The organism is Pseudomonas crudilactis (assembly GCF_013433315.1).
GTDB classification, from domain to species: domain Bacteria; phylum Pseudomonadota; class Gammaproteobacteria; order Pseudomonadales; family Pseudomonadaceae; genus Aquipseudomonas; species Aquipseudomonas crudilactis.
In genome coordinates this window covers 63,228-75,280 of sequence record NZ_WXVV01000001.1, presented here as the reverse complement: position 1 = coordinate 75,280, position 12,053 = coordinate 63,228, and the positions used below count along the sequence as shown (strand labels likewise).

Genomic DNA, 12,053 nt, shown 5'->3' with positions numbered 1-12,053 from the left:
ACGATGCGAAGGAGGCAAGGTATGACAAGTTCCGACGAGATCATTTGCGTAAAGAATGTTTTCAAAGTCTTCGGTACGCAGCCAGCACTTGCCATGAAAATGGTTAAAGAAGGCGCATCAAAATCTGAAGTGTTCAAAAAGACCGGTCAGGCGATTGGTGTTTTTGATGCCAACTTCTCTGTTCGCCGTGGCGAGATTTTTGTGATCATGGGGTTGTCCGGCTCCGGCAAATCGACCATGGTCAGATTGTTTAACCGGCTGATTGAACCGACGTCCGGGCAGATCTTTCTCAATGGCAAGGAAATCACCGGCCTGGGCGACAAGGACTTGTTGCAGGTTCGTCGCAAAGACATGGGCATGGTTTTCCAGTCGTTTGCTTTAATGCCGCACATGAGCGTCATCGACAACGTCAGCTTCGGCCTGGAAATCAGCGGTGTCAGCGAGAAGGAACGCTATTGCCGCGCGATGGGCGCACTGGAGCAGGTCGGGCTTTCGGGGCAGGAGCTGAGCTTTCCTCACCAACTCTCCGGCGGTATGCAACAACGCGTCGGCCTGGCCCGCGCGCTGGCCAATGATCCCGCCATTCTGCTGATGGACGAAGCGTTCTCGGCACTCGATCCGATGATTCGCAGCGAGATGCAGGGGGAGCTGATCAAGCTCCAGGCCGAGCAGGACCGCACGATCATTTTCATCTCCCACGATATAGAAGAAGCGGTTCGCATCGGTCACCGCATTGCGATCATGGAAGGCGGGCGCGTGGTGCAAATCGGCACGCCGCGCGAACTTCTGTGCAACCCGGTGAATAAATATGTTCGTGATTTCTTTAATGGCTTCGACACCAGTCGCATTCTGAAAGCGGGTGATATCGCGCAACAGGATTGCAATGTCGCTTATATACCGGGCGGGCAAACGCCGATTAAAGCGGAAGCGTCTCTTCGAGACATCTTTCATCTGGTTGCTGCCTCGGCAACTCCCATGCCGGTGGTGGATGAAGTTGGGCTTTATAAAGGTTCGATTTCGCAAGGCCATCTTCTGAGCTGTCTGTGTAACAGCTGAACTCTGAATAATCAGAATTGATTTACCGCTTCTGAGGGCGAGGTAGCACCATGTCAGACTTCAACTTTTTAGATCCTTTTCAAAGTCTCAATATTCCCTTGGGATCGTGGGTGGAAACCGCCCTTAAATATCTGGTGCATAACTTCAGGGAAGTGTTTCGCTCGATCCGCTGGCCGGTCGATCAAGTGCTGGACGGTGTGCAGTGGGGACTGCTGTCGGTTCCGCCGACGGTGTTCATCATCATTGCCGGACTGATCAGTTGGCAGATTGGCGGCAAGCGCATCGCCATTTTCAGCGTCGCCACCCTCACCGGGCTTGGGCTGATCGGTGTGTGGAGCGATGCGATGGTCACGCTCGCCCTGGTGCTGACATCGCTGTTGTTCTGCGCAGTGATCGGCATACCGCTGGGCATCCTGTGTGCACGCAGTGATCGCACGGAAATGATCATCCGCCCGGTGCTGGATGCCATGCAGACACTGCCGGCGTTCGTCTATCTGGTGCCGGTGGTGATGCTCTTTGGTATCGGCAACGTCCCCGGTGTGATCGTCACCATCATCTTTTCCGTCGCGCCGCTGGTGCGGCTGACCAACCTTGGTATTCGTCAGGTCCCTGCGGACAAGGTCGAAGCCGCCCGAGCGTTCGGCTGCACGGCTACGCAAATGCTGATGAAGGTGCAGTTGCCGTTGGCGGCGCCAACGATGATGGCTGGTCTCAACCAGACATTGATGTTGTCGCTGTCGATGGTGGTCGTCGCCTCGATGATCTCGGTGGGCGGTCTGGGTTTGATGGTGTTGAGCGGCATCGGCCGCCTCGACATGGGCCTGGCCAGCGTCGGCGGCGCCGGCCTGGTGCTGCTCGCGGTATTCCTTGATCGACTGACCCAGGCAATGGGAGAGCGCAGCAGCGATCTGGCCACAGGGCAGCGCTGGTATGAAAGCGGCCCCGTGGGGCTGGTCATGAAACTGAAGAAAAAGAAGAACGTTGCACGTCCAGTGACGAATTGAGTTGGCCTGCTCACCCCATTAAAAACTCCAAGCGTGGTGAAACATGAAACTGACAAATCTCAAGAAAAGCGTGGTTGCGAGCCTGGTAGCTGCAGTGTTTGGCACCTTGTTGTGCTCGGCGGCCTACGCGGCCGATGCCAATAAACCCGGTGCCGGTGTTTCGATTACGCCGATTTTCCCGACGATCGCCGAAGAGCGCTTTCGCGGCGAAGTAGTGATCGCTGGCCTTAAGGAGTTGGGCTACGACGTCAAACAGCCTAAAGAAGTCGACTACCCGGCGATGTTTCTCGCGCTGTCTTATGGTGATGCGGATTTCACCGTGCATGAATGGGAACACCTGCACCAAGCGTTTTATGAGAAGGCCGGCGGCGATGACGTGATGGTCAAGGTCGGGCAAATCATGAAGGGCGTGCTGCAGGGCTACATGATCGACAAGAAGACCGCAGAGGCTTATCAGATCAAGGATCTGTCGGACTTGAAGAAACCCGAAATCGCCAAACTCTTTGACAGCAACGGTGACGGCAAGGCTGACCTGACAGGCTGCAACCCGGGTTGGGGCTGCGAGATCATGGTCGAGCACCACATGAAAGCCTACGGCCTGGGGCCAACGGTGGTCGACAACCGCGGCTCGTATTTCGCGTTGATGGCGGACACCATTGCGCGCTTTCAGCAAGGCAAACCCGTGCTGTTCTTCACCTGGGTTCCGCAGTGGATCGCCAGTGTTCTGGTAGAAGGGCGTGACGTGGTTTGGTTGCCGGTGCCGTTCACTTCGCTGCCGGATGGCAAGGAAAGCAAGGACACCTTCCACGACGGCAAGAACCTCGGTTTCCCGGTGGACACGATCAATGCCGTCATGAGCAAAGAGTTCGCCGAAAAGAACCCGGTGGCGCGCAAGTTCCTCTCTGAAGTCAGCATCCCGACGGCCGCTGAAAGTGCGCAAAACCTGCGTATGCAAAACGGTGAGAAGTCGCTGGCCGACATCAAGCGCCATGCCGCGGAATGGATCAAGGCCAACCAGCAAGCCTATGACGGCTGGTTGAGTGACGCCCGGGCGGCAGCGAAGTAATCGGTTCGACCACGGTTTGGCGGCGGGCGGTGCCAGTCGCCAAACCAACGAGTTGTCGTTTCAAGTGAAGGCGAGCGGGTGACGCAACATGGAAACTTTCCAGAGTCCGTTGAAACAACAGAACATCGGCTTTCGCCCATCCACCGTGATGTCGGGCCACGAACGTGTGGTGCGGGTGGCGTTTATCCTGCTCGATCATTTTTCGTTGACGACCCTTTCAACGGCGATGGATGCCCTGGCCACTGGAAACCTGATCAATGGCGAAACGATTTACCAAGTGTCGACCTACTCACTGCAGGGCGGGCTGGTTGAAAGTGATATCGGCGTGTCGCTGGCCACGCAAAGGCTGGTGGCGGAAGGCTTCAGTCATGATGCAGTGATTGTCGTCGGAGGCCAGCGTGTGAGGCTTGCCACACAGCCAGTGCTGCGCCGAGTGCTGAAGAAGTCCGCGAGCAAAGGGATCGTTGCCGGTTGCTGGAATGCCGCGTTTTATCTGGCCGATGCCGGTTTGCTCGAGACTGGAGACTTTGCTTGTCACAGCGACAGCTGCGGTCTGCTCCATGAATATTTCCCGCAGTTGAAGGTATCCACTCGCGAGTTTATTTGCACACAGCGCCGGGCCACTTGCGCCAACGCTCATTCAGCGCTGGATATGACCTTGGCGATCATGCAGGAACTGGGTGCGCACAACGATGCGCCATTGGTTGATGAAATAAAAAGGGTTCACCAGTCTGGACATCTTCAACCGAAGACTGCCGACAGTCTGCGCTGTTCAGCGATTCCCAAGCCTTTGAACATCGCGCTCGACTTGATGGAAAAAAACATTGAGGAACCGTTGGAAATTGACGCAATCGCCAGCCAGGTTGGCGTGTCTCGCCGGCAATTGGAAAGAAGGTTTGCCCGCTATCTGAATGCGGCACCGAATCGTTACTACCTGGAACTGCGTTTGACTCGGGCCCGACAATTGATTGTGCAAAGTGATCGTTCGTTGACGGATGTGGCTCTAGCCACCGGGTTTGTCAGTTATCCGCACTTCTATAAACGCTTCAAGGATCTGTTCGGCTTACCGCCCATGACCTTCAGGGATTATTACTACTCGAGTGACTATGCCAGCAGCGGCCGTTATGCCGTGGCGGCCGGTTTTTAGAACAAACAGTCAAATCATCATTGTTTGAACAAGTGTGAGTTTTGCAAGTTTCCGGATCGACGCTACTGCGTGCGTTTGCTTTGTGCCGCGTGCGTTTTGCAACTTCAACGATTAACGGTTTAACACTATGAAAGTCAGTTCATTACCCGCCGATGATGATAGTTGTGGCTGGTTTCATTTGAGCAAGCCACGCAGTCCCGAGCCGGCTCACCATGGGCACCGTTCCGCTCGCTGGGTGATCATCGGTGCCGGCTTCACGGGACTGGCGTGCGCGCGGCAACTGGCGTTGAATTTTCCCGACGACGAAGTGGTGCTTATCGAAGCGCAGGAAGTCGGGCTGGGGCCATCGGGGCGCAATGCCGGTTTTGCCATTGATCTTCCCCATGACATTGGCGCTGAGGATTACATCGGTGACATCGCGCAGGCCCGGACCAGTTTGAAACTCAATCTGGCCGGCCAATCGATACTTCGCGAGCTGGTCGATCAGTACCGCATCGAATGCCAGATGAAAGCCTGCGGCAAATATCAGGCGGCGGTGGAGAACCGTGGTATCGCTGTACTCGATGCCTATCGCCGGGGCCTGGAAAAACTCGATCAGCCTTTTCAAATGATTGATGCCGATGAGTTGCCCGAACACTTGGGCACGCGGTTTTATCGCAAGGCGTTGTTCACCCCGGGCGCAGTGTTATTGCAACCGTCCGGACTGGTGAAAGGCCTGGCCGACCATTTGCCATCGAACGTCACGCTGTATGAGCGCACCCCGATTCTGGAAGCGGAATACGGCGTCAAGACGGTCCTCAAACACGCTCACGGCAGCATCACCGCCGACAAGCTGATTCTGGCGAACAACTCGTTCGGCATGCGCTTCGGTTTCCTGCAAGGGCGCATGTTGCCGATCTACACCTACGCGAGCATCACTCGGCCGCTGACCGAAGAGGAGCAGGCGCGCCTGGGCGGCAAACCGTTCTGGGGCGCCATTCCGGCGGATCCGTTCGGTACCACGGTGCGGCGTACCCCGGACAACCGCCTGCTGATCCGCAACAGTTTCACCTTCAACCCGGATGGCCGCAGCAACAGCAAATACAACGAACGTTTCGTGCGCCGGCACAAGGCTTCATTCGATCAGCGTTTTCCGATGCTGCCGGACGTGACGTTCGACTACACCTGGGGCGGCGCCTTGGCCATGTCGCGCAATCACAACGGCTTCTTCGGTGAACTGGCGCCCAATGTATATGGCGCGCTGGGATGCAACGGTCTAGGCGTCACGCGGGGAACCGTCACCGGCAAGTTGCTCGCTGACTGGCTGGCGGGGCAGCGTGACCCGCTGATTGATTTCCTGTTGCAGGCGCCCGGGCCCAACAGCAACCCGCCAGAACCGTTTCTTTCGCTTGGGGTGAACATGAACCTCAAGTGGGGGCAGTACCGCGCCGGGAGAGAAAGTTGAGTCTCCTTTGACTAGTCGCTGCAGCCTCGTCGCTCTGCTGCCGTCCTGAAGGCTTGCGCCGCCAATAACCACGGTCTGCCCGGCATGCCGTCGGGCGCTCGGATTGAACATTGAACCACTGGAGAAAACGCTATGAACTTTGACGGAATTTTTACCCCTGCCATTACCCCGTTGTCCGCTGATGGCCAAATCGACTATTCAGCGTTCTCCGACGTGCTCGAATATCTGATCGAGTCCAAGGTTCACGGCATCGTTATTGGCGGCTCCACCGGCGAGTATTACGCGCACACCGCCGAAGAGCGCGTGGCAGTCGCCGAGCGAGCCAAAGACGTGATCCGTGGACGTTTGCCACTGGTGATCGGCACCGGTGGCATTCGTACCGAAGACTCGGTGTACTTCGCCGAAAAGGCCAAGTCTCTCGAAGCGGACGCCATTCTGGTCGGTTCGCCACCGTATGCGTTGCCGACGCAAAAGGAAATTGCCGCCCATGTGCTCGCCGTGGACAAGGCGGCCGGGCTGCCGATCATGCTTTACAACTATCCGTCGCGAATGGGCGTGGCGATGGGCGACGAGTTTTTCGAAGCGATTGCCGGCTGCAAGAACATCGCCGCGATCAAGGAAAGTTCGGGCGAGATGAGTCGCCTGCACCGTCTGGCGCATGCCCATCCGTCGATCCAGCTGTCCTGTGGCTGGGATGATCAGGCGCTGGAGTTCTTCGCCTGGGGTGCGCGCAGCTGGGTCTGCGCCGGCTCGAACTTCATCCCGCGTGAACACATCGCGCTTTACGAGGCCTGCGTGCTCGAAAAGAACTTCGATAAAGGCCGGCGGATCATGTCGGCGATGCTGCCGTTGATGGATTTCCTCGAGAGCGGCAAGTTCGTGCAGTCGATCAAACACGGTAGCGAACTCAGTGGCCTGCGTGCCGGCGGGGTCCGTGCGCCACTGCAACCGCTGGAGCCTTCCGAGAAGCAGACGCTGGAAGACGTGATCAAAACCCTGCAGAAAAACGTCGCGCGTATCGTCGAGGAGGCTTGAAATGGCAGACCTGCTGAGTCAAGAGCAATACCGTGAACTGGCTGCGAAGCTCGAGTTTCGCAATCAAGCGTTCATCAACGGCCAGTTTTGCTCGTCGTGTTCAGGCAAGACATTCACCACGACCAACCCGGCTACCGACCAGGTGCTGACTGAGATTGCCGCGTGCAACGCCGATGATGTCGACGAGGCCGTAGCGGCGGCGAAGGAAGCCTTCGACGACGCACGCTGGCATTCACTGGCGCCGTCCGCACGCAAATCGGTATTGCTGCGCTTTGCCCAATTGCTGGAAGACAACGCCCATGAACTGGCAGTGCTGGAAAGCCTGGACAGTGGCAAGCCGATTCGCGAATGCCAGAACATCGACGTGCCGGAAACGATTCATACGTTGCGTTGGCATGCCGAGCTGATCGACAAGATTTACGACGCTACGGCTCCCGTCGGCTCGGGTGCGGTGACCATGGTTGTGCGTGAACCGATTGGCGTTGTCGGCCTGGTGTTGCCGTGGAACTTCCCGCTGCTGATGCTCGCCTGGAAAATCGGTCCGTCGCTGGCCGCAGGCTGTTCGATCGTGGTCAAACCCGCCAAGGAAACCACCTTGAGCACCTTGCGCGTCGCCGAGCTGGCGCATCAGGCGGGGATTCCCGCCGGTGTTTTCAACGTCGTGCCCGGCGGAGGCAAGGAAGCGGGTGAGCCGCTAGGCCGTCACTCGGATGTGGCCATGGTCAGCTTCACTGGTTCAACCGATACCGGGCGGCTATTCCTCAAATACTCCAGCGAATCGAACCTGAAACGCATCGTGCTGGAATGTGGCGGCAAGAACCCTGCCGTGGTGATGAATGATGTCGAAGACATCGACCTCGTTGCCCAGCATGTGGTGAACGGCGCGTTCTGGAATATGGGTGAAAACTGCTCGGCCTCTTCGCGCCTGATCGTCCACGCCGACGTCAAGGATGAACTGTTGCAGCGTGTGCAGGTTCATTTGGGTGACTGGAAAATGGGCGATCCATTGGACCCTGAAAATCGCTTGGGCTCGATGATCAGCAAGGCGCATTTCGACAAGGTGCGCTCCTACCTTGATGTGGCCCGCGACGAAAACCTCAGCGTGTTGGTGGGCGGAAACACCCGCGACGACATCTTCGTCGAACCCACCATCGTTGATGGCGTGAGCCGCGATAGTCGTCTGTTCCAGGAGGAGATCTTCGGCCCGGTACTGAGCGTCACCACGTTCCAGACCGTTGACGAAGCCATTGAGCTGGCCAACGACACGGCCTACGGCCTGGCAGCGTCGGCTTACACCGGCAACCTGCGCCATGCCCTGAAACTCTCACGCGGGATTCGCGCCGGGATCGTCACGGTGAACTGCTTCGGTGAGGGCGACGCCTCCACGCCATTCGGCGGCTACAAGGAATCAGGGTTCGGCGGGCGCGACAAGTCGATCTGGGCGCACGACCAGTACACTGAAATCAAAACCATCTGGATTGATGCTTCCTGATAGCGCCTTGACGCAAGAAACCACATCGCCCCGACCACTCGATTGAGTGGCGGGGCGATTGCCCCATACCGTTATCCAATCCGTGAGCTGGATTGGTTGGTAGCCACATCAGCAGAAAGCTTTCAGTCATCCGCTTTTCTTCAGACATTTTGAACCTAAGCCGAAGTCGGTCGCTCAACCGGGAAATGTTCGGGGTGAGCGAAATGAACGCGTTCAAAAATCAACTGACGTTCGCACAAGAAACCAGATTACTCGCTTTGGCGGCCTGGCAACGTGCACTGGAAAACCTTGAACTGCGCATGGATTGCCCAGACGCTTATCACGACGAACTGGTGCGCCAGTCGGATGAAATGGATCGCTTGGGCCTGCTCAGTTGGGATGAATGGCGCGACCTGCGGAGAGAAGCAGATGTCGCGTACCTGCGCGCAGTCGCTGGAGACGATTACCATTGAGGCCATGTACGGTCGTTATCCGCATCCGCTGAAAATATCGAATCAGCAAAACAGGAGATTTCCATGCCCGAGCCGTTGACCTCATCAGGCGCACCACCTCGCTCCTGGTTTGCCCGTTTCTCAGCATCCGGGTGGGGCGGGCGCGTCTTCTGGTCAATTCTGATCGGGGTGACAATCTTCCTGCTGATCAGCGGGTATGGCGCCTTCGTCGGGGCCAACAAACAGAATCTGTACTTCGCCTTTCTCGGTGGCATGACCGGCTTCGCGGCCACGGCAATGGGCGCTGTCGTAGCGATTGCGTTGCGAGACATCGCCGCCCGAACCCAAGACATCATGCTCGGCTTCGCCGCCGGGATGATGCTGGCCGCCAGTTCGTTTTCGCTGATTCTGCCGGGCATAGAAGCGGCTCAGGCGCTTTGCGATAACCAGTTGCTTGCGGCCTGCGTCGTTGTTGCAGGGTTGGGGTTGGGTGTCGCGCTGATGGTCGGTCTTGATCGTTTCGTCCCTCACGAACACGAGAAAAGCGGACGCCGTGGGCCGGACGCGCAGCGCATCAATCGTGTCTGGTTGTTCGTGCTGGCAATCACATTGCATAACCTGCCGGAAGGCATGGCCATTGGCGTGAGCTTCGCCAACGGCGATATGAAGGTCGGACTGCCGCTGACCACTGCCATCGCCATTCAAGACATTCCCGAAGGTCTGGCAGTCGCCCTGGCATTACGCGTAACCGGCATCTCAGCGCTTCGCGCCGCGCTGATTGCGGTGGGTTCGGGGTTGATGGAACCGATTGGCGCCGTTGTCGGCTTGGGTATTTCCAGCAGCTTTGCGTTGGGATATCCCATTGCGCTCGGTCTGGCCGCCGGGGCGATGATTTTTGTGGTGTCCCATGAGGTCATTCCCGAAACCCATCGTAACGGGCATGAGACCCCGGCCACGTTGGGACTGATGCTTGGCTTTGGGGTGATGATGTTTCTCGATACTGCTTTGGGTTAATCACGAACCTGACCACTGGAGAGAAACCCTCACGCACTGGCTTTAACCTCAACCTTGACCACTGATTTGCGATAAGTCAGCAAAACGATGCCCATGACCACAATCACTCCCCCGAAGATCTGTCCTGTACTGAGCATCTGATCCAGCACAATCCAGCCCATCAGCAGCGTTGCCAATGGCTCGATGTTCATGACCGGCGCATTGCGCGGCATGTCGAGTCGCGGCACGGAAATGAACAGGACGATAAAGCCTGTGCCGTACAGCACTACCAAAGTGGCGAGGGCCAGCCATCCGGTTGAGGTGGCGGGCAGGTTCAATCCGCCGGGAAGGGCACCTGTCAACCCTGCCAGGTTGACGCTGCTGAACACGATGAAAATGGTCAGCAGACTGCGCACCGAGCCACGTACCTGAGACAACTTGTGGTCGGTGATCCACAGCGCGCAGGCGAACACGCTGGCGGCGCAGAATGCGAGCGCGACGCCCGTCAGCCATTGCGCACTGACGTCTGTCGTGGTCGAGAGACGCCCGGGGACGTCCAGCACAAACACCAGGCCCAATAGAATCAACCCCATTAAACTCGCGGTGCGTGCGCTCGGTCGCGGGCCACCCAGCGCCCAGGTGAGCAATGCCAGCAGAATTGGGAATACGTTCGCCACCAGCAGGGCCAGCGCCACCGGCACCCGCGCGACAGCGGAATACAGACACAGACTCTGCGCTGTGATCAGCAACCCCAGCAACAGTTGCCAGCGCCAGGCACCCGCCGGCAAGCGCGGGCTTTGTCTTTGCCACAGCACCAGGATGGCGAGCACCAGCAAGGTCCCGCCGGAACGCATCAAAATCGCCAGCAGCACACCCGCACCATCATCAAAGGCGACTCGCGCCGCCACATGATTGCCGGCAAACGCACAGCCCATGCACAACAGAATGATCACCGCCAGAGAACGGGGGTAGGGCGGCGGTACGGTTTGCGTAGCGGTAGGGCGAGGCATGGCAGATCTCAGGATTGTTAGCCGTTCGAGCGACTTGGTTTTATTAGGTTGTCGTACAACTAGCCCGTTTTATCGCATTCGGCGACGTCGGGCAATAGACCTGAAAGCGCACAGCTACGCATAAGTTCAGCGTTATGGTGGATTTTTAATTATTTGATTAATCGCAGAGATCGTATGACTTGAAAGGGCAGGGGCGCATCGGCCCCTGCTTCCAGGGATTTACACATTCATGAGAGGCGGGTGGTCTGCTTCTGCTCAGGCATGAAATGGATAATCGATGTACCCACGCTGATCCCCACCGAAAAAGCTGCTCGGATCCGGCGCGTTGAGCGCCAGGCCATCGTGCAGCCGACGCGGCAAGTCAGGGTTGGCCAGGAACGGGCGGCCAAACGCGATGATGTCGGCACGATCGGCAATCAGCGCCTGTTCGGCAGATCGCGCATCGTAGCCACCCGCCAGGATCAGCACGCCGTTCCACGTCTTGCGCAACTGGGCAATGATCGCGTCCCAGCGCGGGTCGAAGTTCTCGTCTTTAACTGTGCCGACCATCGCCGGCTCGACCAGGTGCAGATAGGCCAGATTCCAATGATTGAGCGCTTCGACGAGATGGCCGAAGGTGGCCTCCGGGGTGTCATCACCCATGCCCATAAAACGCCCCATCGGCGTCAGGCGTACGCCGACCCGTTCGGCGCCGACCTCTTCAGTGACGGCCGCGACCACTTCCAGCAGAAACCGCGCGCGGTTCTCCACGCTGCCGCCATAGGCATCGTCACGCTGGTTGCTGTTGCTGTTAAGAAACTGGTCGAGCAGGTAACCGTTGCCGGCATGAATCTCTACACCGTCCATGCCCGCCTGCAATGCGTTGCGCGCAGCCACGCGGTAGTCCTCGACGATACCGGCGATTTCCGCGGTTTCCAGCGCGCGTGGCACCGGCACATCACCCCAGACGCCGTTACCGTTTTCATCGACGATAAACGTCTTGCCCGGCACTGGCAGCGCGCTGGGCGCAACCGGCAGGCCGGCATCGGGTTGAAAGCTCGGATGGGACACCCGGCCGACATGCCACAGCTGCATGAAGATCAACCCGCCGGCCTCATGCACCGCCGCGCTGACGTCACGCCATGCCTCAACTTGCTCAGGACTGTAGATGCCCGGCGTCCAGGCGTAACCCTGAGCCTGCCGGGAGATTTGTGTGGCCTCGGTGATGATCAGCGCGGCACTGGCCCGTTGGCGGTAGTACTCGGCGTTCATCGGCGTCGGCACATCGCCCGGGTGGCCGGCGCGGGAGCGCGTTAACGGCGCCATGGCCACGCGGTGGGCGAGGGTGTAAGGACCGAGTGCAAGGGGTTGGAACAGACGACGGGTCATGGGTAGC

Annotated in this window: 11 protein-coding genes; 9 read left to right on the top strand and 2 right to left on the bottom strand. The window is 58.2% G+C overall.

Translation table 11 applies throughout. The features are described from left to right. The first annotated feature begins 21 nt into the window (after positions 1-21). The 9 genes from GTU76_RS00320 (at position 22) to GTU76_RS00280 (ending at position 9,689) form a co-directional block, all read left to right on the top strand. On the top strand, positions 22-1,056 hold the full coding sequence (locus GTU76_RS00320) for a quaternary amine ABC transporter ATP-binding protein (protein WP_180697796.1): 1,035 nt from the start codon (positions 22-24) through the stop codon (positions 1,054-1,056). A 50-nt stretch (positions 1,057-1,106) separates the two neighbouring features. Beyond that, complete coding sequence (proW, locus tag GTU76_RS00315) at positions 1,107-2,060, top strand: glycine betaine/L-proline ABC transporter permease ProW (RefSeq protein WP_077572874.1); 954 nt, start codon at positions 1,107-1,109, stop codon at positions 2,058-2,060. Positions 2,061-2,103: 43 nt separating this feature from the next. Continuing rightward, complete coding sequence (gene proX, locus GTU76_RS00310; RefSeq protein ID WP_180697795.1) at positions 2,104-3,126, top strand: glycine betaine/L-proline ABC transporter substrate-binding protein ProX; 1,023 nt, start codon at positions 2,104-2,106, stop codon at positions 3,124-3,126. An 88-nt stretch (positions 3,127-3,214) separates the two neighbouring features. Continuing rightward, positions 3,215-4,273, top strand: coding sequence for a GlxA family transcriptional regulator (locus tag GTU76_RS00305; protein WP_180697794.1), 1,059 nt, complete (start codon positions 3,215-3,217; stop codon positions 4,271-4,273). 127 nt (positions 4,274-4,400) lie between these two features. Then, positions 4,401-5,717 (top strand): NAD(P)/FAD-dependent oxidoreductase, encoded by a 1,317-nt coding sequence (locus GTU76_RS00300; RefSeq protein ID WP_180697793.1) that lies wholly within the window; start codon positions 4,401-4,403, stop codon positions 5,715-5,717. A 132-nt stretch (positions 5,718-5,849) separates the two neighbouring features. Then, the gene (locus tag GTU76_RS00295) at positions 5,850-6,752 is read left to right on the top strand and encodes a dihydrodipicolinate synthase family protein (RefSeq protein ID WP_180697792.1); all 903 of its coding nucleotides are present in this window, start codon (positions 5,850-5,852) and stop codon (positions 6,750-6,752) included. A 1-nt stretch (position 6,753) separates the two neighbouring features. Then, positions 6,754-8,244, top strand: coding sequence for an aldehyde dehydrogenase (locus GTU76_RS00290; protein WP_180697791.1), 1,491 nt, complete (start codon positions 6,754-6,756; stop codon positions 8,242-8,244). 203 nt (positions 8,245-8,447) lie between these two features. Continuing rightward, entirely contained in the window at positions 8,448-8,696 is a 249-nt protein-coding gene (locus GTU76_RS00285; protein ID WP_026000673.1) for a hypothetical protein, read from the top strand. Positions 8,697-8,759: 63 nt separating this feature from the next. Next, entirely contained in the window at positions 8,760-9,689 is a 930-nt protein-coding gene (locus tag GTU76_RS00280) for a ZIP family metal transporter (RefSeq protein ID WP_180697790.1), read from the top strand. Positions 9,690-9,718: 29 nt separating this feature from the next. On the opposite strand, the gene GTU76_RS00275 is transcribed toward GTU76_RS00280, so the two are convergent. Beyond that, positions 9,719-10,678, bottom strand: coding sequence for an EamA family transporter (locus GTU76_RS00275; RefSeq protein ID WP_180697789.1), 960 nt, complete (start codon positions 10,676-10,678; stop codon positions 9,719-9,721). A gap of 255 nt (positions 10,679-10,933) precedes the next feature. Continuing rightward, on the bottom strand, positions 10,934-12,046 hold the full coding sequence (locus tag GTU76_RS00270; RefSeq protein WP_180697788.1) for an alkene reductase: 1,113 nt from the start codon (positions 12,044-12,046) through the stop codon (positions 10,934-10,936). Between the last annotated feature and the right edge of the window lie 7 nt (positions 12,047-12,053).

Excerpts from the sequence above, each read along its gene's own strand:
- GTU76_RS00320 (WP_180697796.1), top strand. The coding sequence starts at position 22 with ATGACAAGTTCCGACGAGATCATTTGCGTAAAGAATGTTTTCAAAGTC.
- proW (WP_077572874.1), top strand. The coding sequence starts at position 1,107 with ATGTCAGACTTCAACTTTTTAGATCCTTTTCAAAGTCTCAATATTCCC.
- proX (WP_180697795.1), top strand. The coding sequence starts at position 2,104 with ATGAAACTGACAAATCTCAAGAAAAGCGTGGTTGCGAGCCTGGTAGCT.
- GTU76_RS00305 (WP_180697794.1), top strand. The coding sequence starts at position 3,215 with ATGGAAACTTTCCAGAGTCCGTTGAAACAACAGAACATCGGCTTTCGC.
- GTU76_RS00300 (WP_180697793.1), top strand. The coding sequence starts at position 4,401 with ATGAAAGTCAGTTCATTACCCGCCGATGATGATAGTTGTGGCTGGTTT.
- GTU76_RS00295 (WP_180697792.1), top strand. The coding sequence starts at position 5,850 with ATGAACTTTGACGGAATTTTTACCCCTGCCATTACCCCGTTGTCCGCT.
- GTU76_RS00290 (WP_180697791.1), top strand. The coding sequence starts at position 6,754 with ATGGCAGACCTGCTGAGTCAAGAGCAATACCGTGAACTGGCTGCGAAG.
- GTU76_RS00285 (WP_026000673.1), top strand. The coding sequence starts at position 8,448 with ATGAACGCGTTCAAAAATCAACTGACGTTCGCACAAGAAACCAGATTA.
- GTU76_RS00280 (WP_180697790.1), top strand. The coding sequence starts at position 8,760 with ATGCCCGAGCCGTTGACCTCATCAGGCGCACCACCTCGCTCCTGGTTT.
- GTU76_RS00275 (WP_180697789.1), bottom strand. The coding sequence starts at position 10,678 with ATGCCTCGCCCTACCGCTACGCAAACCGTACCGCCGCCCTACCCCCGT.
- GTU76_RS00270 (WP_180697788.1), bottom strand. The coding sequence starts at position 12,046 with ATGACCCGTCGTCTGTTCCAACCCCTTGCACTCGGTCCTTACACCCTC.